Here is a 25,744-nt window from a genome sequence, read left to right as displayed (position 1 = left end):
AGTAATTTATATCGTCAACGAATTTTGACAGACTTCTACAAATTTTCTGTAAAAATAATGTAAAAATTTTTTGAAGTCATAATGCCTACTCCATTACTTCTTCTAATGAATATGGTACAATAACCATTTATAAGGAGGATATAACGATGAAAAAGATCATTTTATCTGCACTTTGTCTCCTCCTTCTTATCATTACATTTTTGTATTATGAAAAGAACCATGAGACAAATGTTCAAAAGGAATCTCCAGCAGCAACTGCTCCGCACTGGATTGATTCACAAACAGATGCAACACTTCATCACCTTGTCTTAGGCGATTCTCTCGCAAAAGGCTACGGGTCTACACAAGGTGGATATACACAAATTGCTTCTCATACATTAGAAGAGCAATTACAAAAACAAATTACCGTCGATAACCTTGCTGTAAATGGTTTAACAACAGATGGTTTACTTCAAATGATACAAACAGAAGAAGTAAAACAAAAAATAAAAGATGCCCACATTATTACAATTAGTATTGGTGGGAATAACATTTTACACATAAACAGAAATGTTGGTATTATGGAAGGAATGAAATTATTAAATGAAGAAAAAGATCGTTTTGAACGAGATTTACAAAACATCGTAAAGACCATTCGTATGTCTAATCCGAATGCACTCCTCATTTTCTCTGAGCTCTATAACCCATTAAAGCTCGAAGATTCCATTGCTTCTTACGCAAATGTTTTCTTAGATAGCTGGAACAAAACAATATATTCGATTTCAAAAGAAAATCAGCCTTCATTCGTATTACCAATTCGCAAATTATTACCAACTGATCAAAAAGACTTACTATACGACCAAGTTCATCCGAATGATAAAGGATATGAAAAAATTGCAGAATCCTTTGCACAGCAAGTGTTATCATATAAAGTGAAACTTCCATAAGTAGGCGGTTTTCCTACTTATGGTTAGTTGAACCAATCGGGCCCTTACAGACGGGCTTCCATCTTGTACCACTCACACATACCGCTTGTTTGAGCGGAATCAATATAAAAGCAAATAATTCTATTTTTATACATCTTGATTTTTTGTTACAATAAGAATAGAAGGGGGCCTGTTATATGGAGTCACGTGAGTGGGAGCGTATCGTTGATCATCTTCTTTCGTTAGTGCCTCTTTTTTATCGCAAGTTTATGCTTCCTGGAGAGTTCTCTTCTCGTCGACATATGCCACCATCACATACACAGGTGTTATTGTTATTGCATGAACGAGATACATTAGCAGTTTCAGAAATCGGAAAACGTCTAGCTATTTCGAGACCGAATATGACACCATTGCTAAACAAACTCATTCAAGAAGAACTTGTAGAGCGCCATTATAGCGAAAAAGATCGGCGTGTTATTTTAATGTCTCTTACAGCTGAAGGGAAATTATTAGTAAATCAATACAAACAATTCCTTTTAGAAAAACTGAAAGAAAATTTACAAACGTTATCAGCAAGCGACCGGGAACAACTTACCCATTCGCTACAAACAATTCAAAACTTAATTATGAAAGCAAATATATAAAGCTGCTTCTATCTAGAAGCAGCTTTATGTTTCGTAATAATTTCCATAATATACATTGGAATACGGCCAAGTAGTTAAATACGGTTTATTTTCTTGTGATGGTTGCATCTGTCTTACGTATGGGACAGAATAATATACAATATGCGGATAGTACCTAGGAGCATAATAAGAAAAAAACATCAACTTCCCCCCTTTTTAAAAGCATATTCAAAAGGGAAATTTGATGTGCATTCATTATATTTGTGTAATGGGCCTTTTTATTTGTTTCTTTCTTCTTGTCAATCTCAGTTTGCGGTTTTTCTCGTATAAATAGTACATAACAAAATAAGCAAGTATGCCGAATACAATTCCTATAATTGTCATTCCGATTATTACATACAATTCGTTTTGTAATAGGTTTCTTAACACCGTTAGCCCATCACTTGAAAAAAAGTCTTTTATTGTATAGTGGTGATACGGCATTGTTTTTACTTCAAATGGATAAATAAGTTTTCCAAGTGCATGTGCGAAAGGAATTAGAATAACAGGTAAAAATGTTGCTTTTCCAATAAGATTACCGATAACAGCTGCAGGAAACGAACCTTTCAATAATCGAACGAGCGGATAAAAAATAAGATATACGAGAGAGGCTGTATGAATAACTAGCATTTCTATTCCAAAACCAACAGCAAATCCTCTTGATACAATTTTCGCACCTTCTGGTGCACGTAATAATTTATAATAATTTAACTTCATTCCTCGCCAAATACGCTGAAAGAATGAATACGTTTTCTTAGTTACTCGCATCTGAATCATCTCTCTTATATTTTTCTGTTATTTACTATTATAAAGTATACAAAGAGAAAATGCGAAATCTCAATAAGACATTTTGAATAAAAAACAACCTTCTATTATGAAGAAGGTTGTTTTTCTTGTAATAAACTGACTAATAATGCCTTTTGTACATGCAAACGATTGCCGGCTTGCTGAAATACAATTGATTGTGGTCCATCAATAATTGCTGCGGTTACTTCTTCTTCACGATGAGCGGGCAAACAATGTAAGAAACGATAGGTTGATTTTGCATACTGAGTGAGCTGCTCGTTTACTTGATATGGCTGAAATAATTCATATTTCTCCTTACTATCTTCTTGACCCATGCTCATCCAAACGTCTGTATAAATAAAATCTGCTTCTTTAACAGCTTCTTTTGGATTATACGTAACTTCAATTTTAGCTCCTGTTCCCTTTGCAATTTCTATCGCACGTTTCACAATCTCTTCATCCGCTTCATATCCTGGAGGCGTTGCAACTGTAATATTCATTCCCACTTTCGCACTCGCAAGCAGCAATGAATGACAAACATTATTTCCATCTCCAACATAAGCAAGTTTGATATCTTGGAATGTATTCACTTCTTCATAAATCGTCATTAAATCCGCAAGCGCTTGACATGGATGGTGATCATCTGTTAATCCATTAATAATTGGAATTGTCGCTTCCTTTGCTAATTCTTCTACTTCTGCATGTGAAAATGTTCGTATCATAATTCCGTCAATATATTGTGACAACACTTTGGCCGTATCTGCAATGCTTTCTCCTCTGCCGAGCTGCAATTCTTTCCCGCTTAAAAACATACCATGTCCTCCAAGCTGAATCATACCAGCTTCAAATGATACACGCGTACGAGTAGAATGTTTGTCAAAGATTAATCCTAAAATTTTACCATTTAACAAGGCCAATGTTTTTTCTTTTTTTACATACTTCGCAAATTCAATAATTGCAATTATTTCTTCTTTCGTTAATTCTTCTAATGTTAAAATATCCTTTGTTTGAAGTTTAGGTACAGACATTGTTTTCATACGAATTCCCCCTCTATTTAATCAATACTTGTTTACATACACGATTCATCATATGCACTGCTTCATCGATTTCTTCTTTCGTTACGATAAGTGGCGGTAATATACGCAGTACATTGGGCCCAGCTTGCAAAACAAGAAGCCCTTCTTGCTCTAACGCCGCTATCATAGCGCTAACTTCTCCCTTACAAACAACCCCAATCATAAGCCCTTTCCCGCGAATATCAATAATCCAATTCATATCCTGTAATTCTTCTTGTAATTTTCGTAAAAAATATGCTCCCTTTTCTTGTACTTCTTGCAAAAAAGAAGACTGTGAAATAATTTGTAATACTTCTTTTGCAGCTGTCATAGCGATAAAATTCCCACCAAACGTCGAACCATGCGTTCCCGGGGAAAAAACAGATCCTAACTCTTTCTTACCAAGCATCGCTCCAACTGGAATACCATTCCCAAGTGCTTTTGCAACGGTGACAATATCGGGAGAAATCCCCATTTGTTCATATGCAAATAATGTCCCTGTTCTTCCGATTCCTGTTTGCACTTCATCAATGATATAAAGTGCCCCGTACGCATGACACAACTTCTCGATTTCTCGTAAAAATGTGATATCTGCAGGAAGAACGCCACCTTCTCCCTGCACAACTTCAACCATAACAGCTGCGACTTCTTCATTCATCGCTTCTTGAAACGCAGCAATATCATTAAAAGGAAGATGCAGAAAACTTGGGAGGAGCGGGCCGAATCCATCATGGATTTTAGATTGTCCTGTTGCACTCATTGTTCCAAACGTTCGTCCGTGAAACGATTGTTTACACGTAATCACGACTGATTTCCCTGTATGCTTACGCGCTAATTTCAGCGCGGCTTCATTCGCTTCAGCTCCGCTATTACAAAAAAATGCATAGTCTAATTCTCGATCTTTCGTTAACAATGCAGCGACTTCTTCTTGTACTGTATGTGGAAATAAATTTGAAATATGCCATATTGTCTTTAACTGTTCTTCCACAGCATTTACCACCTCTGGATGACAATGTCCTAAATTGCATACCGCAATTCCAGAAGTGAAATCTAAATATTGCTTTCCGTGTTTATCTGTAACCTTTGTGCCGCTACCTTTTACAATTTCAATGTTTCGTCTACTGTATGTTGGAAAAACATGCTGTCCCATTATAGATCCCCCCTTTTTTTATTGTTGTACCAATCCAATCTCCTTTATTTGTCAGAAAACGTTGTGTACCGTTTACAATTACAACATCCTTTACACCTAGTTCTAGTGACTTTAGTGCTGCTTTCACTTTCGGAATCATTCCGCCAGTAATCGTTCCATTATCTATAAGGTCTAGAAGCTGCCTTTCATCTGCTTTCGCAAGGAGCTGCTCCTTACATATGACCCCATCTACATCTGTAATAAAAATTAACTTAGCCGCATTCATCGCTGTCGCAATTGCTGCTGCCGCTGTATCTGCATTGACGTTGTATACCTGTCCACCCATGACTCCAACTGGTGCAACAACAGGAATAAACTGATTTACTAACAAATGTTCTAGTAGCATTGTTTGAACATATTGTACTTCACCGACAAAGCCAAACTTCTCTTCTAACGGAACAACTTGCAATAACTTTCCATCACAGCCGGATAATCCAATTGCTCCAAGTTCTTGTTCATTTAACTTTGAAACAAATGTCTTATTTGTACTACCGCATAAAACCATTTGCACAACTTCCATTACCTCTGCTGTTGTTACACGCAGTCCATCTTTCTTTTCAATTGGGATACTTAATTTGTTTAGCATTGCATCAATTTCAGGCCCACCGCCATGAACAACAATTACGTCATATATTTCTACCATTTGTTTCATACATTGAAAAAATGTTTCGCCTAAACGAGCTAACATACTACCGCCACACTTTATTACAATACGCTCTCTCATTTCTTCTCTCCTTATGTGCGATAACAAGCATTAATTTTCACATATTCATAACTTAAATCGCATCCCCATGCTCTTCCACTGGCTTTGCCAAGATGTACATATACATCTATAACAATCTCTGATTGCTGTAACAGTTGTTTCATCTCTTCTTCTGAAAAATGTTGCGGTTCACTACCTTTTAATACTGCAATCGACTGAACATTAATATCCACCGTACTCGTTTCAATTACAATGCCGCTTTGTCCAATTGCGCTAATAATACGGCCCCAGTTTGCATCTTCGCCGTATACAGCTACTTTTACAAGATTGGAACCGACAATTTTCTTCGCAATCATATTTGCTTCTTCTACAGTGCGTGTGCCATGCACATTTACTTCAATTAACTTTGTTGCCCCTTCTCCATCTTTCGCAATTTGCTTTGCTAAATCTTCACACACCTTTTCAAGTGCCATCAAAAACTTCTCCCATTCTGGATGTTCTTCACATATTGCAGTTGTGTTTGATAGGCCGCTTGCCATAACAAGTACCATATCATTTGTAGATGTATCTCCATCGACTGTAATTTGATTAAATGTGTGATTCGTAATTTGAGATAACGCTCTTTGCAACGCTTCACTTTCTATATTTACATCAGTCGTAATAAACCCAAGCATCGTTGCCATATTCGGGTGAATCATCCCTGAACCTTTTGCAGCCCCGGCAATTGCAACTTCTTTTCCTTCAATAGAGAGCTTATAGCACGATTGTTTCGCAACTAAATCTGTTGTCAAAATCGCTTCATAAAATGATGCCGCAATCTCTACTTCTTTTGATGGTTGTAAAAAAGAAATACCATTTCTCACTTTCTCCATTGGCAGAGGCTCCCCAATGACTCCTGTAGACGCTACCGCAACATAATGCTCCTCTAAATGAAACTGCTTAGCTGCTAAGGTACGCATTTCATATGCATCTTGTAGTCCTTGTTCGCCTGTACAAGAATTTGCATTTGCACTATTGACAATAATTGCTTGTAATTTTTCCTTGGCAGCAATACTTTCTTTCGTAACAATAAGAGGAGCTGCTTGAAATTGATTTTGTGTATAAACAGCCGCACAGCTAGCTGGCACTTCACACACAATTGCTCCTATATCTTTTCTCTCTTTTCTTAACCCTGCATGAATTCCAATTGCTGCAAATCCTTTTGGTGTTACAATCGAACCGTTTTCTATCTTCGTGCATAATAATGTTTCAATCATGATTCTTCCCCCTTACGGATATAGCGGCATTAAATGTAAATTCTCCGTTTCTTTCACTCCTGCCAATATATTTGCATTTTGTACCGCCTGCCCAGCTGCACCCTTCATTACATTATCAATGACTGCTACAATCGTAATTCGTCCCGTCCGCTTATCGTAAGCTGTTCCGATATCACAAAAGTTAGATCCCCTTACTTCTTTCGGGCTTGGAAAAACTCCCTTTTCTCGTATTCTTACAAACGGTGAGTGACAATAACTCTCTTCATAAATTTGCTGAAGTGTAACATCTGTTATCTCTTGCTTTGCCTTTGCATAGAGTGTTACCATAATTCCCCTTGTAATCGGAATAAGGTGTGTACTAAATGTGATTGGTTTCATGCTCTCATCCCACTCTTGTAACATTTGCTCAATTTCCGGAACATGCTGATGTTCATTTACTTTATAAATGTATAAATTATCGTGCATTTCTGGGAAATGCGTCATACTTGTTGGTGTCTTTCCAGCTCCAGAAACTCCTGATTTTGCATCAATAATAAGTGAATCCACTTCAATTATTCCGTTTTTTACTAAAGGAGCTGCCGCCAGTAATGTTGCAGTTGCATAACATCCTGGATTCGCAATTAAGTTTGCTGTTGCGATCTCACCTTTTTTCCACTCCGTTAATCCATACACAGCTTGTTGTAACACTTCTTCTTTCGCAGCTTCTTTTTTATACCACTCTTCATATATAAACGGCTTTCGAATTCGAAAATCTCCTGATAAATCAATAACTCTCATACCCGCTTCTAGTAAACTTGGAGTCAAATTTGCTGACACCCCAGCCGGTGTTGCTAAAAATACAAGATCTGCTTCTTTCGCAATCCCTTCAACATCTACCTCTGCTAATGTATGAGAAACAAAAGTAGATAAATGGGGATAAGGTGCTGTCATGACTTCTCCAATTTGCGAAAAAGAATGTACTGATGTCACTGTAAAGCTTGGATGATGTGTTAATAACCGTAAAAGCTCAAGTCCTCCGTATCCAGTCGCCCCAATAATTGCCGCTTTCATAATTCCTCCTCATTACCTTTTAGATTTAAGTATGATTATAATATTGTATATTTATAGAGTCAATTAAATATTTATAAATTTTTAAATAATAAAAATCGATAAATAAAGTCATTTTACTAATAAAACTTTTAAAACGAATGAATTTTTATGCAAAAACAACAATATAAAGACTTTCTTTTCTAATTCAAGTACAATAAAAACAATACATATATACATGTAGGTGGGGAAAATCATGAATGAAAAACTAATCCAAAAAATGATTATAAAAAGTTTTCAACAATATCAATGCACGCCAACTTCACAAGAAGACTATAAAATGCTTATAAAACGTATTCAAAACATAGTTTCTAATAATACAGAGATTGATTTGTATGAGGCTATAGAGGATGTTGTATACGAATATATTACGTTATCTTAAAGACGGACATTATTCCAAAGAAAATATTGAACTAAAATCAGCAATAAAAAATTTAATTAATAAAAAATAGGAGATTCTCAAAAAGAGAATCTCCTATTTTTTACTTAATGATTTTCCAGCTACACGCTCGAATAACCTTGGAAACAATGAAAAAATAATCGGTCCTAAATTCATCCACTTCGGTAAATTTACTTCACGCTTTTTCATTTCGATTGCTTTTACAATTTGCTGCGCTACATAATTTGGTTTTAATATGTAACGTCCGACACTTTTTACGTATGTACCAGATTGATCTGCTATCGTATGGAAGTTTGTATCAATTGGACCTGGATTAATTGCTGTTACAGTAATGTTTGTATTTGCAAGTTCCATGCGCAAACTATTTGTAAATCCTAATACTGCATGCTTTGTTGCTGCATATGCACTTGATTTCGGCGTTGCAATTTTCCCTGCTAGTGAAGCGATATTCACAATATGTCCACTACCTTGTTCAATCATATGAGTCAAAACTGCCTTCGTACATGCTACTAAACCAAATACATTTACATCGAATATATCCTTTACTTCTTGCACGGATGCATCAGCAAATGTTTTAAAAACACCAAAACCAGCATTATTGACTAATACATCAATATGCCCTATATCCTGAAGTACTTGTGTAAAAACACGCTCCACTTCTTCTTCATTACTTACATCCAAAACATAGTAATGACAAGAAGTACGATATGCTGTTTCAATTTTTTGCTTAAGCGCTCGCAGTTTTTCTTCTGTACGAGCAATTAGTACAGTGATTGCACCTTGCTCCGCTACTTGCATCGCTAGCTCTTCTCCAATTCCACTTGAAGCTCCTGTGATGACGATTACTTTGTCTTGTAAACGTCGGCTCATGGCTGTCACCTACTTTGCATAGTAAATCCATTGTTCTGATGACTTATCAATCATCACTTGTTGATTATATGCTAAAAAGTCTAATTGTCCAACTGTTTCAGAGATTGTAAGCGGCAACTGCTTTTCATATAACGTAGGAAATAGTTTGACACACACCTCGAATGCTGTCATCGGTTGTTCTTTTAATAAATTTAATACTTTAAAAGCTCTTGCCCCTTGTTTTTGTAATCGCTCATTTACCAGCCCTTTCACATCAAGAACATCTTCTCCATGCCCTGATAAAACACGTGAAATATTCATACGAGCTAAACGCTTTAATGTTTCATTGTACTGCAGCATCGGTTGTGCTCGTTCTGTTTCTCCCTCATATGGCGGCTCTAGAATTGGATTAGAAGAAATATGTCCAATCAGCGCATCCCCGCCAATTAACAACCCATCTCTTTCACGGTATAAAGAAATATGAGTAGAGGCATGCCCCGGTGTTTCAATCACCGTAAACTCAGGTAAAGAAGCAATACTATCTCCTTCTCGTACAGTATGTGTAAGCGAACGTTTACAAGAATAAATCAGTGTTTTCGTTAACAATGCACCTTGTGGTAACAAGACTTCTGGAACCCCAAACTGCACAGATACTTCTAAAAAGAACTGTTGATAACGCTTTAGAAATTGCGGATCTTGTGTAATCCACGGTTCATTCCACGGATGTCCAACAATATTTGTTCGTTCAGAAAATATATCCAATAATCCGCAATGATCTGCATGATGGTGTGTAAGAACAACCGTTTCAATATCTTCTACCCGATATCCTAACGCACCTAGTTGCTTCTCCAGTGCAAGTCTCGCTTCTTCTGTATTTGTTCCTGTATCAATTAATGTAAGTGTCTCTCCCTCTACTAAAAAAACATTGACTACTTCAACCGCAAATGGAACAGGAATTTCCATTCGATGAATGACTGTCATACATATTCGCCCCTCTTTCTTTCCGTTTCAAAAAATGAATCTTCCTTCAGTTTACATCTTACATAAAAATTTGTCATTATTTTCAGATAAAAAGGAGGGATTTTCTATAAAAAACCGAATGTATGTAAATTTATAAGTTATTCTCATATACATAGTAAAAGGAGGACTCATCATGTCACTACAAAAAATTGCTTTTGTCGGTGCAGGTTCAATTGCCGAAGCTACGATTGCCGGATTATTACAAGCTCACGTTGTAAAAGGAGAACAAATTACTGTCAGTAATCGCTCCAATGAAAGAAGACTACAAGAGTTACATCAGCGCTACGGAGTAAATGGTACACATGATAAAAAAGAGCTGCTTTCTCATGCCGATATCATATTTTTAGCAATGAAACCAAAAGATGTTGTGGAAGCTCTTAATCCATTACAAGATTACATTACAGAGAATCAATTAATCATTTCATTATTAGCAGGTGTATCTACGACATCCATTACTAATTTATTACAAAAAAATGTTCCTATCATCCGGGCAATGCCAAATACATCATCGGCAATTTTAAAATCCGCTACTGCTATTTCTCCTTCTGTTCATGCAAAAGAAGAACATATCATGCTTGCAAAAACACTTTTTAAAACGATTGGTCTTGTTTCTGTTGTAGAAGAAAAGCATATGCACGCTGTGACCGCTTTGTCAGGAAGTGGACCAGCTTATATTTATTACGTTGTCGAAGCGATGGAAAACGCAGCAAAACAAATCGGCTTAGAGGAAACTGTTGCAAAATCACTTATTCTCCAAACAATGATTGGTGCTGCAGAGATGTTGAAAACAAATACAAAGCACCCTTCCATATTACGAAAAGAAATTACATCACCAGGAGGAACGACAGAAGCTGGTATTGAAGTATTGAAAAGCTTTCAATTTCAAGAAGCGCTTATTCAATGTATTACAGAAGCAACAAAACGTTCTCACGAGCTTGGTGAAACTTTAGAGAAATTTGTAAATGAAAAGTAAATAAAAAACCTTGCTAGGTAAGCAAGGTTCTTTTTATTTACTTTTCTTCCCAAAAATTTCTTCTTGTAAACGGCGCCCTGTTGGCGTTGCCGCAAGACCGCCTTCTGCTGTTTCACGAAGCGCACTTGGCATCGTTTGCCCGATACGGTACATTGCCTCAATTACTTCATCACATGGAATGGCACTCGTTACACCAGCTAATGATAAATCAGCTGCAATCATCGCATTTGATGCGCCAGCTGCATTGCGTTTTACACACGGTACTTCTACAAGACCTGCAACAGGATCACATACTAAACCGAGCATGTTTTTAAGTGCAATACTCATCGCTGTTGCTGCCTGTTCTTGTGTACCTCCAGCCATTTCAACAGCTGCTGCCGCTGCCATACCACTTGCTGAACCAACTTCCGCTTGGCATCCACCAGATGCCCCAGCAATGCAAGCATTGTTAGCTACAACCATACCAAACGCACCAGCTGTAAATAGAAATTCAATCATTTCTTCACGTGTTGGGTTTAATTTTTCTTTTAGCGCAAATAACACACCTGGTACTGTTCCAGCTGAACCAGCTGTTGGCGTCGCGCAAATAATACCCATAGCAGCGTTTACTTCATTCGTTGCGACAGCTTTACTTACCGCATCTAAAATTGTATCCCCAGACAACCCTTTTCCGCTTTTCATGTACGCTTGTACTTTCACTGCATCTCCACCAGTCAGTCCAGTCGGAGATTTTACGCCTTGAATTCCACGCTCAACTGCTTTTTCCATTACAACTAAATTTTTTTCCATACCAGCGATTACTTCTTCACGAGAAAGGTTTCTTGTTTCCATTTCACATTGAATCATAATCTCTGCGATTTTTACGTTTTTCTCTTCTGCTTGTGCAACCAGTTCCGCTACGTTCCGAAACATGTTGTGTCCCCCCTGCTATTAATCCATAATTGTTACTTGACAAATATTTGACTGCGCTTTAATTTCCTCGATTATTTCATTTGCTAACAATTCATCCGTTTCAATAACCATTAATGCTTTTCTTCCTTTTTCCTTACGTGAAACACTCATCATGCTAATATTGACTTCGTGCTTTGCAAGAATAGATGTAACAGAAGCAATTGCTCCGAAACGGTCATTATTTACGATAAGGAGCGCCGGACTTGTACCTGTTAATTGCAAATCAAATCCATTTAGCTCCACAACTTCAATTTTCCCGCCGCCGATTGAGCAAGCAACCACTTCAATTTCATCCTCATCTTTGTACAAACGAATTTTCGCTGTATTTGGATGCACTGCTTGTGCTTCTTCTTCAATAAATGTAACGTCAATTCCACTTGCTTTGGCAATTTCAAGTGCTTGTGGAATACGAGGATCATCCGTTTCAAATCCTAGTATGCCCCCAACGAGTGCTACATCCGTACCGTGACCTCGATACGTTTTCGCAAACGAACCGTATAAAGAAATGATAATTTTCTCAGGTTCATGACGGAACAGCTGACGAGCAACTTGCCCCATTCTTGCTGCACCTGCAGTATGCGAACTAGATGGACCAATCATAACTGGACCAATAATATCAAAAACTGAGCGATATTTCATAACAGTTCCCCCTAAATCTTCATTATGAAAAAGTTACTTACTAATAATCTATTAATCTGCTGCTTTTTTGTTTTTCTATTTGTACTAATAAATTTATAGAATCAATTCAATAAACTAATACACACCATCAGCTATCATAATATATAAGAATCATCTTGTCACTTCTTGATTTACTTCATTTTTTTACAAAAACAAACAAAACATAAATTTATAACGTACAAATACAATGAATACGCTTTCATTATATCTCTTTTTTTACAGAATTTAAACTTTTTAATATTTCAAATTAAGCACGAACTTTTCATACACTCCCGTTAATAGTTCTTCTCTATTTTACAAGAACGATATAATGAAAAAACCATGACAGATACATACGTTATCTCTGTCATGGTTTTTTCATTATCTTGATACAGGAAAACGTTTCAAATCCGCTGCAATTTCCGTGTTTGGAAATACTTGTTTCGCTTCTTCGACGAGCATTTTACACGCTTCACCTTGATAACGAGAGCTAATATGAGTTAAAATCATTTGTTTTACATTTGCCTGCAACGCAATATTCGCTGCTTGCTGTGTTGTAGAATGGTAATAATCATAAGCTTGCTGTGAATCTTCGGCACCGAACGTCGCTTCATGTATAAGTACATCAGCATCTTGTGCTAATTCAATACTCGCTTCACAATAACGTGTATCTCCTAAAATTGTAATAATTCGTCCCTTTTGAGGTGGTCCAATGAAATCCTTTCCGCAAAGTATACGCCTATCCTCACTCTCTACTGTTTCTCCATCCTTTAACCGCTTAAAGATTGGTCCCGGTTTAATTCCTTCCTCTAATAGTTTCTCTACAAGAAGATGCCCTGGAATATCCTTTTCTACAATACGATAGCCAAAACATTCAATGCCGTGTGACAATCGTTTCGTTTCCACAAGAAATTGCTTATCTTCATATACAATACCTTCTTCGGTAATTTCTATAATCTCTATCGGGTATTTTACATGTGTTGTACTCACTGCCAACGCTACTTCAACAAACTGTTTAATCCCTTTTGGGCCATATACAGTTAACGGAGTTGTTCCTCCCTGAAAAGAACGGCTGCCTAACAAACCTGGCAATCCAAAAATATGATCCCCGTGCAAATGCGTAATAAATATTTTCTCAATGCGACGCGGACGCACTGATGTATGTAAAATTTGATGCTGCGTTGCCTCACCGCAGTCAAATAGCCACGTTGCACCTCGTTCTTCTAATAATTGCAAAGCTATCGCTGATACATTTCTTCCCTTTGAAGGAACACCAGCTCCCGTTCCTAAAAATACAAATTCCACGTTGCATCCTCCAAGCATTTCATAATATCTATCGCTATCTTACGGAATATAAACAAAAATGGCAAATAAACTTTGTATAAATCACTCATCTAGACAACTATATAATACGAACATTTATCACAAAAAACTTCACACTCGTTCGTTTTTTGTAGTAAAATAATACTATTATTTATACAAGGTGGCTGAAACAATGAAAGAAGTATTTCGTTTACAAACTGACTTTTCTTCTTCTTTTGATCGCTGGGTAAGTTCATTTATTTCTGAAACACCAGCAGAATTACAATGGTCTACATTAAAAGAATTAATTCATGAATATATAGCATTGCATACAGTTCAAGCGGTACCAGAATACATCTCTTCTTCCATCACATATTATGCACAGCGCATTTCTACACCAACCAATACAGACATTGTATTTTACGAAAGTCCTTCTATGTCATAATATGTTTACGTGTTAAAGCATAAAAAGGTATCGGCTTCCGATACCTTTTTATGTTGGGATGAATAAGCAAAACAATTTGTTTAAACACAAAATGAAGTACCTAAACAGGTACCGTTTTTGAATTATGATGCATACAAATCACGGATTTATCATCTTGAAAAATCCCTAAAAGTTAATCTCCTGTAAACATTATCCTTATATATTCCATAAAAATATTAAGTAATGTAGAAGATAAGGAGCATATGAGTGATAAAGTGAAACTTCCATCAGTGGGAATCTTCTTCATCCCCCACTGATGGTTAGTTGAACCAATCGGTGGGGGATAAATACAAAATGCCTATCAATTGTTATGTATTGTTACAAATTGCTTAATCATTTCATTTAAATCCTTCGCTGCTTTTGTAGGAATCTGATGCTTTACATTATCAATAAAATTTAAGTTATTACATGGCAATTTTTCATTCAGTAGCTTCGCATAACTGTAAAGTGGTTTATCTTCCTTACCATAAACTAACAAAACAGGAAGCTTAATCTTTCTGAGCTGACTTGTACAATTATACTGCAAACTATAACGATAATATTGTTCAATATTTTTCGCATTTCCTTTTCGCGCTTCTTTAAACATCTTTACGAATAATTTCTGTGTATTCGAATTGCTCCATGCAATAGACAATGCCAGAACATGAATAGCTCGTGCTCTTGCAAGTGTCATACCTAAAGAAATTTTTTTCTTTAGATGGTTATCCTTTACTTCTGGCATCCCTCCGATTACAATACCCCCAAAGGCCCTTTCGGCATAATGCAACAAAAATTCCAATACGACAGAACTTCCAGTTGAATACCCACATATGAATGCTCTTTTGATGTTCAAATAATCCAATAAACATCTAATATCTTCAGCAATCAATGGATAAGTTATCGATTGTTTTGAATACTGACTTCTTCCGTGACCTCTAATATCAAAAGTAACAACTTGAAACTTTTGAGATAATTCTTCTACTTGGTACTCAAAATTTACAGAAGTGAGTACAGGAGGATGAATAAAAACAATAGGAATTCCTTTTCCCTTTACGGTATAGTATAGGCTGCTACCGTCCACATCCAACATTGGCATGTATGTAATCACCTCATTGCCTTTACATTAACTTCTGTTATTATACGAAGCTTTTCTTTTTATATTCTGGAAAATACATTAACATAAGTTGCCATCATAAATCTCCATAAATTTCGCAATATAAATCATGTAGAATGGAGCTTAATATCTATTCATAAATTTTTCTACAAGGAGTCGAACATGAATATTCTAAGATGGTTCATATCATTATTCGCTTTTAGAAGAGGAACTCAGCGAGTGTTCCGATTGTTTAGAAATAGACGAAACACTCGAAATTGGATTTGGATTTCTTTACTAGGTATAGGAACAGTTTTTGGTTTAGCAGCACGCCGAAACTTCAATATGATGCGGCCAGCTCAACGTTTCTTTCGAGGCCTTCAAAATACAACAAGAACAGTTATGCCAAACAATTTAAATTTGGCAAATGTGGAATTTGGTAATGAAATAACTCCAAATAAACAAAAGAAGTAATAGAATCAAAATTAATAACGATTGTGGATTAAGTAAAGCTTAAAAATGTATTGTACGCTGAAGAGAAGACTTTATATACAAGCTCTTAGCTTAATTTTAAATATGAAAGGCTGGCATTTTGCCAGCCTTTCTCAGTGCACTTCAAAGTATTCAATCTCTTCCACATAATAGTACCTTTAAATTATCCCGCATTAACGTTCAGTATGCCCCCCACTGATGGAAGTTTCACTTTATTTTCATATGATTCTTCCATGATTTACGCATAAAAACCAAAGAATTGGTCATTTTAAAATATAAAATCGAGTAAGGAGGAGCATACATGAAAAAAATAAACATCCTTGTTGTATTTTTTCTATCAATTATTTCATTGTTTGGATGCGCAGGAAATCAAAAAGAAAAAGCTTTGAACAATCGTAAAGATAATGCAATGCAAAATGTTCGATACGAGGGAAGCAATGTTGGTGCTCGGGACAATAGAAATAATCGCATAAATGATAACAATCAACCACGACTAGAAGTGGCTAATAAGGCCGCTGACCGAATTGCTGAATTAGATGAAGTCGACCAGGCAAATGTTATCGTTACAAACAACAATGCCTATGTTGCAGTTGTCTTAAAAAATGGAGTACAAGGAAACATAACAGATCAGCTAGAAAAGAAAATTGCCGATCAAGTAAGAGCTACAGATCCAGATATTCGAAATGTATTTGTATCGTCAAACCCTGATTTTGCCAATCGGATGAGGGACTATGCAGAAAAAATCAAGCGAGGCGAGCCAGTAGAAGGGTTAGTTGAAGAATTTAATGAAGCCGTTAAAAGAGTATTCCCTACCGCTCGTTAAAAGTGAATTTAAAAAGTATTAACAACAATTTATCATATTTCTTAAGAAAAATTTTATTGTCTCTAAAATCTCGCAGAAGATACCTCCTGCGAGATTTTTCTATAGCAAATGCTATTACATATTAATGTTTCATATAAATTTATTCTCTAAATTCTGCTGAAATGTTCTCTCTTGTTGTCGAAACACTTGACTGCCGTGCTGAATAACCTTCGTACCATATTTACTATTTAGTTGTTCCATCACTGTCAAAAGCGGTTCTGCCTTCGCATCTTCTTCAAAAGAAAATAAATCAAGCTGCTTAATCGCTTCTGTTTTCCATTCTAATTCACAGGCAGTAATGCCAAGTAATCTCACAGGATCACCATCCCAATGTTTTTTCCATAGCCTTATTGTTGCTTGAAAAATATCTGGTGATTCCCAAATTGCATTTTCTAATATTTTACTGCGCGTAATCGTTCGGCGATTATAGTATTTAATCATAATTTGAATATTATATGTAACGAGAGCACGTTTTTGTAATCTTCGGCTCACAGATTGAGATAAGCGCTCTAACATATCTAGCAATTCCTTCTCTTCGTCCACATCTTTTGGCAGCGTTATAGAATTTCCGATCGTTTTATATTGTCCCATTTGACTTGGATCAACATCTCTATTGTCTATGCCATTTGCACGTTTTTGCAAATCCAGCCCATGATTTCCAATCACAGAACGAATAATATGAGATTTTCCAGCGGCTAAGTCACCAATCGTATGTATATGTACATCTTTTAATTTTTCTGCTGTTTTCTTCCCAATCCCATGCATCTTTTTAACTGGAAGCGGCCAAAGAAGCTCTTGTACATCACGTTTACGAAGCACTGTAATACCTAGCGGCTTTTTCATATCAGAGGCTGTTTTTGCTAGAAATAAGTTTGGAGCAATCCCAATGCTGCATGGAAGCTGTAATTCTGTTAGTAATGTTTGTTGAATCATTTGAGCAATTTCTAACGGTGAACCGAGCCCATAGCAATCTGTAATATCTAAATACCCTTCATCGATTGAAACAGGTTGGATTTTTTCTGTAAACCGCGCAAGAATTTGAAACAAAGCAAAAGAAGCCTCTCTGTATAACTCAAAGTTTGGATGTTTTATAACAAGTTCCGGACATAATCGTTTTGCTTCCCAAACAGGCATTGTCGCACGAATTCCCTTCGCCCTTGCTTCATAACTGCACGTTACAATAATTCCTTTCCGTTCCTTCGCATTCCCAGCTATCGCTAACGCTTTACCTTGCAACGATGCATCATGTGCGATTTCAACAGATGCATAAAAACAATTCATATCAACATGCAAAATGACGCGGCCATTTTTCGGATACATTTCGCGCATTTTCCTCACCTCACAGGAACATTTGTTCTTATTTTATCAAAAACATTATAAAAAAATCAATATTGGAGAGGAGAGAATTGTTAATATATAGAAGTATGTTCACACGGGAATTTTAAGGAGGGTCAACTACCCACCACTTAAACGCTAACACGTTTTGAAGTGGGGGCTTGAAAAAAGCCCTGGTTGTCTAGCCTCGGTCTTTCGTGGACTCCCGTTCGTAGGTTGCATACCCAAGAATGATTCCCTAGTTCTTGGCTCTATGGTGGCTCTGTAACAGTTCTGATTGGGAAGGAACGGTCAACCACATGCCTTCTTGTACGAGAAGTTGCCAACACCTACAAACATTGGCGAAGGGAAACAAACTCTTAGGAGGGACAAAACATGCGTGTATTTGTCAAGAATTTAAGAGGAGAACCGCTCATGCCTTGCAGTCCTCGTAAGGCACGGCTTCTTCTCAAACAAGGAAAAGCAAAGATTGTGAAATACACACCATTCACCATTCAACTACTATACGCTACTGGAGAAACTATACAATTTGTTACAATCGGTGTTGATAGTGGTGCGAAGCATATCGGCATTGCGATTACCACTGAAGACAAAGTGCTAACAATAGGAACCATTGAGTTACGTCAGGACGTCAAAGAAAATCTTACACTGAGAGCTACATTACGCAGAGGTAGAAGACAACGAAAAACAAGATATCGAAAAGCACGTTTTCTCAATCGGAAAAAGAAAGAAGGATGGTTGCCGCCATCGGTTCAAAGCAGAGTGGATAACCAAATTCATTGGATTGAAATATTTCGCTCGTTATTACCATCTCCAAAAGTGATTGTCAAAGTAGGAAAATTTGATGCACAAAAACTAAAGAATCCTGACATACAAGGAATAGAGTATCAACAAGGGGATGCCTTTGGCTTTTGGAATACAAGATATTACGTGTTTGCGAGAGATCAATATACCTGTCAAATTTGTAAGAAGAAAGGTGGCATTTTGCATACACATCATATCATTGAACGATGCAGTGGCGGTTCAGACATGGCAGATAATCTTGTAACAGTGCACGATGAATGCCATCAAAAATTTCATCAAGGGAAAATCAAACACAGTTTCAAAAAACCAAAACAATATAAAGAGACTGCCTTTATGAATATATTGCGTTTACAAATCATGAATCGTTTAGATTGTGACATTACGTACGGCAGTTACACCACACCGAAGCGAAAAGAATTAGGTTTATCAAAAACACATGTAAATGACGCAATTGCGATTACCCATTCAACACAACTACAAGAATATGATCAAAGCGGTGAGTTTCGAATTAAGCAATTTAGAAAGAAAAAACGCTCCCTGCATGAAGCAACTGCAAGAAAAGGAAGGGAAACAAAGAATACAAGTGCAAAACGGAACAAGAAAAATACACCACATATAGATGGAATCTATTTAGGTGATAAAGTAAAGGTATTGGGACAAGTAGGATTTGTGACAGGATTTACAGGAAAAATGGTATACGTACAAGATATACATGGACAATATATACAAAACCCTTCTAAATCCTATAAGCAAGTGAAGATGCCAGATATGGAACGTATACACCATACGAACAATTGGCAGTTCTTACAAATCAGTTAGGCTATGCCTAACCGAAATTCATCCCCACCTTACCGCTGGGCTTTTGCCCGTCACGCGCTTGAAGATGGGGATGAATTTCGGAAATATGTAAAAAAAGAAATGACTACATATCCAAAACCCCTTTATCTAATTTTACTATCTGTTTTCTTTTTGTTGCTCATCTATTACCTACTTCCAATCATAGGCGTTGATGCTCACGGGCTTCTTTCGTCTCTATTGCCATTTTCAACTTTGTACATTCTTCCATGGACTTTTCTATACTGGTTTATCCGCCTTGTGAGAGCAGTGGAATCAAAATAAAAGAGGCTAGCGTTTATGCCAACCTCCTTTTCCACATTACTTTGCTGCTTCTTCAATAATCGCAACGACCATTTCTGCTGTTTTTACTAATTCTTCAACAGGTATTCTTTCGTTTGTTGTATGAATTTCCTCATAACCAACTGCTAAGTTTACTGTTGGGATACCGTGACCAGCAATTACGTTTGCATCGCTGCCGCCACCGCTTTGGTGAAGAGATGGTGTACGGCCAATTTTTTCAGCAGCACGTTTTGCAACTTCTACAACGTGATCACCATCAGCAAATTTAAATCCTGGGTACATTACTTGTACGTTTACTTCTGCTTGTCCGCCCATTTCTTTAGCTGTAGATTCAAATGCTTCCTTCATTTTACGAACTTGCTCTTGCATTTTTTCGTCTACTAAGGAACGTGCTTCAGCAAAAATTTCTACATAGTCACAAACGATATTTGTTTGTGTACCGCCTTCAAAGCGGCCGATATTTGCAGTTGTTTCAGAATCAATACGGCCAAGTGGCATTTTTGCAATGGATTTTGCGGCAATTGTAATTGCAGATACACCTTTTTCCGGCGCTACACCTGCATGAGCTGTTTTACCGTGAATAATTGCATTTACTTTTGCTTGTGTTGGCGCTGCAACAACGATTTCTCCAACTTTTCCATTACTATCTAATGCATAGCCATATTTCGCTGTAATACGCTCACGATCCAATGCTTTTGCACCAACAAGACCAGATTCTTCACCAACTGTAATGATGAATTCAATTTTTCCGTGCGCAATATTTTTCTCTTTTAACACGCGAATCGCTTCAAACATAGATGCAAGTCCAGCTTTATCATCAGCACCTAAAATGGTTGTGCCGTCTGATACGATATAACCATCTTGAATAGACGGCTTAATTCCTTTACCAGGAACAACTGTATCCATATGAGAAGTAAAGTAGATTGTATCTACGCCTTCTTTTGTTGCTGGTAATGTACAAACTAAGTTACCAGCACAGTGACCAGTCTCACCCATTGTATCGTCTTCAAATACTTCAACGCCTAAAGAAGAGAATTTTTCTTTTAATACTTTGCAAATTTCAGCTTCGTATTTTGTTTCAGAGTCTACTTGCACAAGTTCCATAAATTCATTCACTAAACGTTCTTGATTAATCATGAGAATGCGCCTCCTGTTATGTATGTAACAATGACTATTATAACAGAATTTCGTAAAATTTTCGAAAGAGATGGTACAAGAGGTTATTTACATTAAATCCCTTGTCTCCTTTTTTATTTCTCGTTACAATAGATAGAAGAGATTCGCAAGGAGGATCAACATGAATAAAAAAACTCAAAAAATTATGGTTTATGTTATGTTAATTACAATGCTTGTAACAACATTGCTTACTGGGATAAGTATGTTTTGGTAAACAAGGGCTACTTTGTCCTTGTTATTTTATTATAATACCAGCGATACTAAATGCAAATCCCATAACGAGTGCTAGTACGAAGCTGCTGTAATGGCGCTGATAAAAAGCACCTATTGCAAAAGTAAAGTTGAGAAGAGAAATAAAAAAGATAGCTATAGTGAGTGGAAAAATATTAAAAATAGCCAATATAAAAGCAATAACGGAAAGAAAACCTACAAAAAATTGGATGTATGGTAAGCTCTGATTTATATATATAACAGCAACCCCTTTTCACCAGATCTTTATATACCTCTCATTAACGCATGCTATATATACACATGTCAAGACAAGATGCAATATGATGAAAAGCCAACATATACTGTTGGCTTTTTGTCATATTGCACCCTTTTCTTTCGCAAGCTGCTGAAATGACTTTTTCGACTTAACAATCCATACTTTTGTTCCAATCGGAACCTGATCGTATAAATACTCTACATCTTTTTTATACATGCGAACACAACCTTGCGAAACATATTTGCCGATTGAGCTTGGCTGATTTGTTCCGTGTATTCCATATTTACTACCATCTGTACCTCGGGCATTAAACCCAATCCATCTAGAACCGAGCGGATTTTCCGGTGAACCACCTGGGATGTTCTTTGCAATATAATATGGATTTTTCACTTTCATCACAACATCAAATGTACCTTCTGGCGTTAAATCATTCGTTTTACCTGTCCCAACTGGGAATGTGTTTTGTATCTTTCCATCATGAATATATGCAAGCTGGTTCGTTTGTTTATTGACGATAATAAGCGGATCGCCAACACGTGGATTATCACCGAGCGGCCAAAGCGGCGATAGGGAAACAAATAATATGAATGAAAGAAGATATGGCATATCTCATTCCTTCCTTCTTATATTAATTCTTTGATGTTATATTTCCCTTTGAATCGACTTTTAATAAGTAAATATTGTTCTATTTCATACACGAGCTGAACGAGCTTGGCCCGCATTTCAAATTCTTCTCGTGTTTCTGGAAGCGGCATTTCTCGAAAGATTTCTCGCATCTCCTGAAGTTGCCTTAATGAAATAACCCCCGTACTTTCTGGGCGAATTGCATTCCCAACATTTTCAATTACATCCGCCACCATCCTCGCTTGTTCATACGACCAAGATAACGAAGCCACTAGCGGCATGATTCTTTCTAAAATATCATACTGTTGCTGACGCATTTGAAAATAACGATAGTAGTAATCATCTTCACGCATAAATTGATTTTCTAGCTTTTTGAAAGACAAATCTTTTGCCTTCTCAAGTAATTCTTCCGTTTCAATTAACTCTTTCCCATTCCACAAACTATCACGATTTCTTAAATATACAGCCATTTCAAACAGAATCGTCTTAAAATTAGATTCCACTTTTTGTTGATACTCTTTTAACTCCCTTTCAACGCTTGGCATGTACAAATTAATTAACAAAGCGACACTAATTCCAATCGTTAAAATAGCAATCTCATTGCCAACAATCAACCACGTAATTTTTTGCAATGAAAATAAATGCATAACAATAACAGAGCTTGTAACAATCCCCTCTTGAATCTTAAGCATAACTGCAGTTGGAATAAACAGAAGTAATAGAAGTCCAATTGCTAGCGGTGTATACCCTATCGATTCAAAAATAAAAAATGCAAACACCATAGAAAGTAAACAAGCTAAAAAGCGATGAATAGATACTTCTAATGATTTTCTTTTTGTATTTTGCACACATAAAATAACAAGAATGCCGGCTGTGCTATAAAACTCCAAATGAAATAATTGAGCAATCCACACAGCCAAGGCAGTCCCAGCTGCTGTTTTCACTGTTCGATATCCAATTTTAAACATATTAACGCTCCTATTATGTACGAACTACTTTCAAAATAAGTATACAGTGAAACTTCCATCAGTGGAGATTTTTTTCATCCCCCACTGATGGTTAACCAATCGGGCTTTTACGGGCAGTTATCCTCCACCTATCTTCTTCGCATCTCTCTCAATCTTGAGGTAGGGGACTTACTGCTCGTTAATGCGGGATAAAGAAAAGGATGACACAATGTCATCCTTTTTCCATTATTATTCACGTAATTTTTACATGTTACAACATTTTTTGCAAAAATTCTTGTGCACGTTTGCTTTCCGGTGCTGTAAAAAATTGCTCTGGCTTCGCGTCTTCTACAAGTTTTCCACCATCCAAAAACAGAACACGATTTGCTACTTCTTTTGCAAAGCCCATTTCGTGCGTAACAATTGCCATCGTCATTCCTGTCGTTGCAAGAGATTTCATAACTTCCAGTACTTCTTTTACCATCTCTGGGTCCAGTGCTGAAGTCGGTTCATCAAAAAGCATAACGTCCGGTTCCATTGCCAAGGCTCTTGCAATTGCAACACGCTGTTTTTGTCCACCAGAAAGGCGATTTGGATATGCATCCTTTTTCTCAAGTAATCCCACTTTTTCTAATAATTCTTCAGCCTTTTTCACTGCCTCGTCCTTTGAGACACCTTTTACCGTAAGAGGAGCATACGTAATATTTTCTAACACTGTCATATGAGGGAATAAGTGAAAATGCTGAAATACCATCCCAACATGCTGACGAACTTCCATAATATTTGTATTCGGATTTGTTACCTCTTGATTGCCAATCCAAACTTGTCCGTTCGATGGTACTTCTAATAAATTCATGCAACGTAAAAACGTTGATTTTCCTGAACCAGACGGCCCAATAATCGCTACTACTTCGCCTTGTCCAATTGTTGTTGTAATATCTTTTAATACTTCGTTATTTCCAAACGATTTATGAAGGTTTTTAATTTTAATCACTTTTCTTCATTCTCCCTTCAACCGCTTTGCCGATGAATGTAAGAATCATAACAAGGATGTAATAAATCATACCGACAAATAAAAGTGGTTCAAAATATGACAATGTCTCTCCGCCAACAATATATGCGCGGCGCATTAAATCTGTTGCGCCTATCACAGTAACAACTGCCGACTCTTTCGTTAATGTAACAAACTCATTTACTAATGCAGGTAAAATATTTTTTAATGCTTGCGGAAAAATAATATTTCGCATCATTTTTCCATATGGAATACCGAGAGCCATCGCTGCTTCTGTTTGTCCTTTATCAACTGCCTGAATTCCAGCGCGAATAACTTCTGACATATATGCACCGGAGTTTAAGCTAAATGCTAAAACTGCTGCTAAAAATGCTGAAATATCATATCCTGTAATTTGAGGAAGACCGTAATAAATAAGCATTAATTGCAGTACAAGCGGTGTACCACGAAAAATAGATGTATAAAAATCAGCAATAATACTTAAAACTTTAATTCTGGCAATTTTACAAAGCGCTAATAACGCACCTAGCGCAAAGCCGAGCAAAGAAGCTACAAAAACAATTTTCAATGTTACTTCTAAGCCCTTTAACATATATGGTATTGACGGCGTAATTTGCGAAAAATCCAAGTTCATCCTAAGTCATTCCTCTCCATAATATGGAAAGGCGGCTTATTGCTCGCCGCCAAACCATTTCTTCACTAATTTATCCATTTCTCCATTTTCTTTCATTTCCTTAATCACTTTATTAAACTCCGCTGTCTTATCACTATTTTTCGGAAGTGCAATTGCTGAACCAGCTTCATCCGCAGCTTCCGGAATTTCTACACTCTTTAACTCTTTATTTTTTTCTAAATATCCTTTTGCTACTGTATCTTCTAAAATAATTGCATCAAAACGACCTGCTTGAATTTCTTGAATTAGTTCTGGTATACGATCGCGTCCTTCAGACTGGAACGATACTTGTTTCTGTAGATCTTTTGCCTTTTCTTCTTGAATTGATCCTGTTTGTACCCCTACTTTTTTCCCTTGCAAATCTTGCAATGTTTTAATATTTGAACCTTCTTTAGAAATAATCAAATTTTTTGACGTGAAATAAATATCTGTAAAATCAGCGTTTTTCTTACGTTCTGCTGTCGGTGTCAGTCCAGCCATTACAAAGTCAACTTTTCCAGCTTCTAATGATGCTAACAGTCCGCTAAAATCCATATCTTTGATTTTAACTTTATAGCCTAATTCTTTACTGATATAGTTCATAACATCGATATCAAAACCGATAATATCTTCACTCTTTTTCGCATCGACATATTCAAATGGTTTGTAATCTGCAGAAGTTCCCATAACTAAAACTTTATTTTTATCAGTACTTCCAGCTTCTTCACGCTTGCTGCAAGCTCCGAATATACTTACGATTAAAATAAGTGCAAATGAAATGGATAAAAATTTCTTCATTACTTCTCCTCCTAGTTAATGTATATTTAAAGATTTTATAGAATTTTTATTCGTTGAATGTATTGTAG

At 36.6% G+C, this 25,744-nt stretch carries 30 protein-coding genes; 9 read left to right on the top strand and 21 right to left on the bottom strand.

The window, feature by feature from the left end; all coding sequences use genetic code 11:
* The first annotated feature begins 146 nt into the window (after nucleotides 1-146).
* Together LRP84_RS00150 and LRP84_RS00145 are read left to right on the top strand one after the other, a co-directional pair.
* Nucleotides 147-926 (top strand): GDSL-type esterase/lipase family protein, encoded by a 780-nt coding sequence (locus tag LRP84_RS00150; protein ID WP_230573225.1) that lies wholly within the window; start codon nucleotides 147-149, stop codon nucleotides 924-926.
* A 176-nt stretch (nucleotides 927-1,102) separates the two neighbouring features.
* Complete coding sequence (locus LRP84_RS00145) at nucleotides 1,103-1,549, top strand: MarR family winged helix-turn-helix transcriptional regulator (RefSeq protein ID WP_098310635.1); 447 nt, start codon at nucleotides 1,103-1,105, stop codon at nucleotides 1,547-1,549.
* Nucleotides 1,550-1,573: 24 nt separating this feature from the next.
* Here LRP84_RS00145 and LRP84_RS00140 read toward each other — a convergent pair whose 3' ends face one another.
* The 7 genes from LRP84_RS00140 to argC form a co-directional block, all read right to left on the bottom strand.
* Nucleotides 1,574-1,729, bottom strand: coding sequence for a hypothetical protein (locus tag LRP84_RS00140; RefSeq protein ID WP_230573224.1), 156 nt, complete (start codon nucleotides 1,727-1,729; stop codon nucleotides 1,574-1,576).
* Nucleotides 1,730-1,783: 54 nt separating this feature from the next.
* Nucleotides 1,784-2,335, bottom strand: a complete 552-nt coding sequence (locus LRP84_RS00135) for a DUF2062 domain-containing protein (protein WP_230573223.1) — start codon at nucleotides 2,333-2,335, stop codon at nucleotides 1,784-1,786.
* Between the two features lie 104 nt (nucleotides 2,336-2,439).
* Nucleotides 2,440-3,390 carry an ornithine carbamoyltransferase gene (gene argF / locus LRP84_RS00130; protein WP_230573222.1) on the bottom strand — a complete coding sequence of 317 codons (951 nt, stop codon included), beginning with the start codon at nucleotides 3,388-3,390 and terminating at the stop codon, nucleotides 2,440-2,442.
* A 13-nt stretch (nucleotides 3,391-3,403) separates the two neighbouring features.
* Nucleotides 3,404-4,558, bottom strand: coding sequence for an acetylornithine transaminase (argD, locus tag LRP84_RS00125; RefSeq protein ID WP_230573221.1), 1,155 nt, complete (start codon nucleotides 4,556-4,558; stop codon nucleotides 3,404-3,406).
* Nucleotides 4,527-5,321, bottom strand: coding sequence for an acetylglutamate kinase (gene argB, locus LRP84_RS00120; RefSeq protein WP_230573220.1), 795 nt, complete (start codon nucleotides 5,319-5,321; stop codon nucleotides 4,527-4,529). The genes argD and argB overlap by 32 nt, the downstream gene beginning before the upstream one ends.
* Before the next feature lie 11 nt (nucleotides 5,322-5,332).
* Nucleotides 5,333-6,556, bottom strand: a complete 1,224-nt coding sequence (gene argJ, locus LRP84_RS00115) for a bifunctional glutamate N-acetyltransferase/amino-acid acetyltransferase ArgJ (protein ID WP_230573219.1) — start codon at nucleotides 6,554-6,556, stop codon at nucleotides 5,333-5,335.
* Nucleotides 6,557-6,568: 12 nt separating this feature from the next.
* On the bottom strand, nucleotides 6,569-7,606 hold the full coding sequence (gene argC, locus LRP84_RS00110; protein WP_230573218.1) for an N-acetyl-gamma-glutamyl-phosphate reductase: 1,038 nt from the start codon (nucleotides 7,604-7,606) through the stop codon (nucleotides 6,569-6,571).
* 232 nt (nucleotides 7,607-7,838) lie between these two features.
* On the opposite strand from argC, the gene LRP84_RS00105 reads away from it, so the two are divergent.
* Complete coding sequence (locus tag LRP84_RS00105) at nucleotides 7,839-8,024, top strand: YqzH family protein (protein ID WP_230573217.1); 186 nt, start codon at nucleotides 7,839-7,841, stop codon at nucleotides 8,022-8,024.
* A gap of 93 nt (nucleotides 8,025-8,117) precedes the next feature.
* Here LRP84_RS00105 and LRP84_RS00100 read toward each other — a convergent pair whose 3' ends face one another.
* A complete protein-coding gene (locus tag LRP84_RS00100; RefSeq protein ID WP_230573216.1) occupies nucleotides 8,118-8,912 on the bottom strand; it encodes an SDR family oxidoreductase in 795 nt (264 codons plus the stop codon).
* A 9-nt stretch (nucleotides 8,913-8,921) separates the two neighbouring features.
* Entirely contained in the window at nucleotides 8,922-9,872 is a 951-nt protein-coding gene (locus tag LRP84_RS00095) for an MBL fold metallo-hydrolase (RefSeq protein WP_230573215.1), read from the bottom strand.
* Nucleotides 9,873-10,044: 172 nt separating this feature from the next.
* Between LRP84_RS00095 and proI the strand changes: the two genes are divergently transcribed.
* Entirely contained in the window at nucleotides 10,045-10,884 is an 840-nt protein-coding gene (proI, locus tag LRP84_RS00090) for a pyrroline-5-carboxylate reductase ProI (RefSeq protein ID WP_230573214.1), read from the top strand.
* A 33-nt stretch (nucleotides 10,885-10,917) separates the two neighbouring features.
* Here proI and sdaAA read toward each other — a convergent pair whose 3' ends face one another.
* The 3 genes from sdaAA to rnz form a co-directional block, all read right to left on the bottom strand.
* On the bottom strand, nucleotides 10,918-11,796 hold the full coding sequence (gene sdaAA / locus LRP84_RS00085) for an L-serine ammonia-lyase, iron-sulfur-dependent, subunit alpha (protein WP_230573213.1): 879 nt from the start codon (nucleotides 11,794-11,796) through the stop codon (nucleotides 10,918-10,920).
* Between the two features lie 18 nt (nucleotides 11,797-11,814).
* Nucleotides 11,815-12,474, bottom strand: a complete 660-nt coding sequence (gene sdaAB / locus LRP84_RS00080; RefSeq protein ID WP_230573212.1) for an L-serine ammonia-lyase, iron-sulfur-dependent subunit beta — start codon at nucleotides 12,472-12,474, stop codon at nucleotides 11,815-11,817.
* 399 nt (nucleotides 12,475-12,873) lie between these two features.
* Nucleotides 12,874-13,797: a ribonuclease Z gene (gene rnz, locus LRP84_RS00075; RefSeq protein WP_230573211.1), complete on the bottom strand. Its 924-nt coding sequence runs from the start codon at nucleotides 13,795-13,797 to the stop codon at nucleotides 12,874-12,876.
* A 190-nt stretch (nucleotides 13,798-13,987) separates the two neighbouring features.
* On the opposite strand from rnz, the gene LRP84_RS00070 reads away from it, so the two are divergent.
* Nucleotides 13,988-14,239 (top strand): DUF3932 family protein, encoded by a 252-nt coding sequence (locus LRP84_RS00070; RefSeq protein ID WP_230573210.1) that lies wholly within the window; start codon nucleotides 13,988-13,990, stop codon nucleotides 14,237-14,239.
* 340 nt (nucleotides 14,240-14,579) lie between these two features.
* Here LRP84_RS00070 and LRP84_RS00065 read toward each other — a convergent pair whose 3' ends face one another.
* Nucleotides 14,580-15,353, bottom strand: a complete 774-nt coding sequence (locus LRP84_RS00065; RefSeq protein ID WP_230573209.1) for an alpha/beta fold hydrolase — start codon at nucleotides 15,351-15,353, stop codon at nucleotides 14,580-14,582.
* Between the two features lie 180 nt (nucleotides 15,354-15,533).
* On the opposite strand from LRP84_RS00065, the gene LRP84_RS00060 reads away from it, so the two are divergent.
* Complete coding sequence (locus tag LRP84_RS00060; protein WP_230573208.1) at nucleotides 15,534-15,824, top strand: hypothetical protein; 291 nt, start codon at nucleotides 15,534-15,536, stop codon at nucleotides 15,822-15,824.
* Nucleotides 15,825-16,143: 319 nt separating this feature from the next.
* Nucleotides 16,144-16,665 carry a YhcN/YlaJ family sporulation lipoprotein gene (locus LRP84_RS00055; RefSeq protein ID WP_230573207.1) on the top strand — a complete coding sequence of 174 codons (522 nt, stop codon included), beginning with the start codon at nucleotides 16,144-16,146 and terminating at the stop codon, nucleotides 16,663-16,665.
* Between the two features lie 129 nt (nucleotides 16,666-16,794).
* On the opposite strand, the gene LRP84_RS00050 is transcribed toward LRP84_RS00055, so the two are convergent.
* Nucleotides 16,795-18,033 carry a DNA polymerase IV gene (locus LRP84_RS00050; RefSeq protein WP_230573206.1) on the bottom strand — a complete coding sequence of 413 codons (1,239 nt, stop codon included), beginning with the start codon at nucleotides 18,031-18,033 and terminating at the stop codon, nucleotides 16,795-16,797.
* Nucleotides 18,034-18,414: 381 nt separating this feature from the next.
* Between LRP84_RS00050 and iscB the strand changes: the two genes are divergently transcribed.
* Nucleotides 18,415-19,662: an RNA-guided endonuclease IscB gene (iscB, locus tag LRP84_RS00045; protein WP_230573205.1), complete on the top strand. Its 1,248-nt coding sequence runs from the start codon at nucleotides 18,415-18,417 to the stop codon at nucleotides 19,660-19,662.
* Nucleotides 19,663-19,998: 336 nt separating this feature from the next.
* Here the strand turns inward: iscB and LRP84_RS00040 are convergent, their stop codons facing one another.
* Complete coding sequence (locus LRP84_RS00040) at nucleotides 19,999-21,117, bottom strand: tripeptidase T (RefSeq protein ID WP_230573204.1); 1,119 nt, start codon at nucleotides 21,115-21,117, stop codon at nucleotides 19,999-20,001.
* Between the two features lie 160 nt (nucleotides 21,118-21,277).
* Here LRP84_RS00040 and prli42 point away from each other — a divergent pair, with 160 nt between their 5' ends.
* Nucleotides 21,278-21,370, top strand: coding sequence for a stressosome-associated protein Prli42 (prli42, locus tag LRP84_RS00035; RefSeq protein WP_230573203.1), 93 nt, complete (start codon nucleotides 21,278-21,280; stop codon nucleotides 21,368-21,370).
* A gap of 21 nt (nucleotides 21,371-21,391) precedes the next feature.
* Here the strand turns inward: prli42 and LRP84_RS00030 are convergent, their stop codons facing one another.
* The 6 genes from LRP84_RS00030 to LRP84_RS00005 all read right to left on the bottom strand — a co-directional run bounded on the left by LRP84_RS00030 (nucleotide 21,392) and on the right by LRP84_RS00005 (nucleotide 25,676).
* Nucleotides 21,392-21,556: a DUF3894 domain-containing protein gene (locus LRP84_RS00030; RefSeq protein WP_437438752.1), complete on the bottom strand. Its 165-nt coding sequence runs from the start codon at nucleotides 21,554-21,556 to the stop codon at nucleotides 21,392-21,394.
* A gap of 186 nt (nucleotides 21,557-21,742) precedes the next feature.
* Nucleotides 21,743-22,249, bottom strand: a complete 507-nt coding sequence (locus tag LRP84_RS00025; RefSeq protein ID WP_230573202.1) for a L,D-transpeptidase — start codon at nucleotides 22,247-22,249, stop codon at nucleotides 21,743-21,745.
* Between the two features lie 17 nt (nucleotides 22,250-22,266).
* On the bottom strand, nucleotides 22,267-23,235 hold the full coding sequence (locus LRP84_RS00020; protein ID WP_230573201.1) for an aromatic acid exporter family protein: 969 nt from the start codon (nucleotides 23,233-23,235) through the stop codon (nucleotides 22,267-22,269).
* 250 nt (nucleotides 23,236-23,485) lie between these two features.
* A complete protein-coding gene (locus LRP84_RS00015; protein ID WP_230573200.1) occupies nucleotides 23,486-24,208 on the bottom strand; it encodes an amino acid ABC transporter ATP-binding protein in 723 nt (240 codons plus the stop codon).
* Nucleotides 24,201-24,860, bottom strand: coding sequence for an amino acid ABC transporter permease (locus LRP84_RS00010; protein WP_230573199.1), 660 nt, complete (start codon nucleotides 24,858-24,860; stop codon nucleotides 24,201-24,203). Before LRP84_RS00010 ends, LRP84_RS00015 begins: the two co-directional genes overlap by 8 nt.
* 36 nt (nucleotides 24,861-24,896) lie before the next feature.
* On the bottom strand, nucleotides 24,897-25,676 hold the full coding sequence (locus LRP84_RS00005; protein WP_230573198.1) for a transporter substrate-binding domain-containing protein: 780 nt from the start codon (nucleotides 25,674-25,676) through the stop codon (nucleotides 24,897-24,899).
* Between the last annotated feature and the right edge of the window lie 68 nt (nucleotides 25,677-25,744).

Source organism: Bacillus rhizoplanae (assembly GCF_917563915.1).
Taxonomy (GTDB): domain Bacteria; phylum Bacillota; class Bacilli; order Bacillales; family Bacillaceae_G; genus Bacillus_A; species Bacillus_A rhizoplanae.
Note: the sequence above shows the minus strand (reverse complement) of the source record. Positions and strands in the feature narration are given on the sequence as shown.

What these genes read in the sequence shown, in the direction of transcription:
- LRP84_RS00150 (WP_230573225.1), top strand. Translation starts at nt 147, where the DNA reads ATGAAAAAGATCATTTTATCTGCACTTTGTCTCCTCCTTCTTATCATT.
- LRP84_RS00145 (WP_098310635.1), top strand. Translation starts at nt 1,103, where the DNA reads ATGGAGTCACGTGAGTGGGAGCGTATCGTTGATCATCTTCTTTCGTTA.
- LRP84_RS00140 (WP_230573224.1), bottom strand. Translation starts at nt 1,729, where the DNA reads ATGTTTTTTTCTTATTATGCTCCTAGGTACTATCCGCATATTGTATAT.
- LRP84_RS00135 (WP_230573223.1), bottom strand. Translation starts at nt 2,335, where the DNA reads ATGCGAGTAACTAAGAAAACGTATTCATTCTTTCAGCGTATTTGGCGA.
- argF (WP_230573222.1), bottom strand. Translation starts at nt 3,390, where the DNA reads ATGAAAACAATGTCTGTACCTAAACTTCAAACAAAGGATATTTTAACA.
- argD (WP_230573221.1), bottom strand. Translation starts at nt 4,558, where the DNA reads ATGGGACAGCATGTTTTTCCAACATACAGTAGACGAAACATTGAAATT.
- argB (WP_230573220.1), bottom strand. Translation starts at nt 5,321, where the DNA reads ATGAGAGAGCGTATTGTAATAAAGTGTGGCGGTAGTATGTTAGCTCGT.
- argJ (WP_230573219.1), bottom strand. Translation starts at nt 6,556, where the DNA reads ATGATTGAAACATTATTATGCACGAAGATAGAAAACGGTTCGATTGTA.
- argC (WP_230573218.1), bottom strand. Translation starts at nt 7,606, where the DNA reads ATGAAAGCGGCAATTATTGGGGCGACTGGATACGGAGGACTTGAGCTT.
- LRP84_RS00105 (WP_230573217.1), top strand. Translation starts at nt 7,839, where the DNA reads ATGAATGAAAAACTAATCCAAAAAATGATTATAAAAAGTTTTCAACAA.
- LRP84_RS00100 (WP_230573216.1), bottom strand. Translation starts at nt 8,912, where the DNA reads ATGAGCCGACGTTTACAAGACAAAGTAATCGTCATCACAGGAGCTTCA.
- LRP84_RS00095 (WP_230573215.1), bottom strand. Translation starts at nt 9,872, where the DNA reads ATGACAGTCATTCATCGAATGGAAATTCCTGTTCCATTTGCGGTTGAA.
- proI (WP_230573214.1), top strand. Translation starts at nt 10,045, where the DNA reads ATGTCACTACAAAAAATTGCTTTTGTCGGTGCAGGTTCAATTGCCGAA.
- sdaAA (WP_230573213.1), bottom strand. Translation starts at nt 11,796, where the DNA reads ATGTTTCGGAACGTAGCGGAACTGGTTGCACAAGCAGAAGAGAAAAAC.
- sdaAB (WP_230573212.1), bottom strand. Translation starts at nt 12,474, where the DNA reads ATGAAATATCGCTCAGTTTTTGATATTATTGGTCCAGTTATGATTGGT.
- LRP84_RS00070 (WP_230573210.1), top strand. Translation starts at nt 13,988, where the DNA reads ATGAAAGAAGTATTTCGTTTACAAACTGACTTTTCTTCTTCTTTTGAT.
- LRP84_RS00065 (WP_230573209.1), bottom strand. Translation starts at nt 15,353, where the DNA reads ATGCCAATGTTGGATGTGGACGGTAGCAGCCTATACTATACCGTAAAG.
- LRP84_RS00060 (WP_230573208.1), top strand. Translation starts at nt 15,534, where the DNA reads ATGAATATTCTAAGATGGTTCATATCATTATTCGCTTTTAGAAGAGGA.
- LRP84_RS00055 (WP_230573207.1), top strand. Translation starts at nt 16,144, where the DNA reads ATGAAAAAAATAAACATCCTTGTTGTATTTTTTCTATCAATTATTTCA.
- LRP84_RS00050 (WP_230573206.1), bottom strand. Translation starts at nt 18,033, where the DNA reads ATGCGCGAAATGTATCCGAAAAATGGCCGCGTCATTTTGCATGTTGAT.
- iscB (WP_230573205.1), top strand. Translation starts at nt 18,415, where the DNA reads ATGCGTGTATTTGTCAAGAATTTAAGAGGAGAACCGCTCATGCCTTGC.
- LRP84_RS00040 (WP_230573204.1), bottom strand. Translation starts at nt 21,117, where the DNA reads ATGATTAATCAAGAACGTTTAGTGAATGAATTTATGGAACTTGTGCAA.
- prli42 (WP_230573203.1), top strand. Translation starts at nt 21,278, where the DNA reads ATGAATAAAAAAACTCAAAAAATTATGGTTTATGTTATGTTAATTACA.
- LRP84_RS00025 (WP_230573202.1), bottom strand. Translation starts at nt 22,249, where the DNA reads ATGCCATATCTTCTTTCATTCATATTATTTGTTTCCCTATCGCCGCTT.
- LRP84_RS00020 (WP_230573201.1), bottom strand. Translation starts at nt 23,235, where the DNA reads ATGTTTAAAATTGGATATCGAACAGTGAAAACAGCAGCTGGGACTGCC.
- LRP84_RS00010 (WP_230573199.1), bottom strand. Translation starts at nt 24,860, where the DNA reads ATGAACTTGGATTTTTCGCAAATTACGCCGTCAATACCATATATGTTA.
- LRP84_RS00005 (WP_230573198.1), bottom strand. Translation starts at nt 25,676, where the DNA reads ATGAAGAAATTTTTATCCATTTCATTTGCACTTATTTTAATCGTAAGT.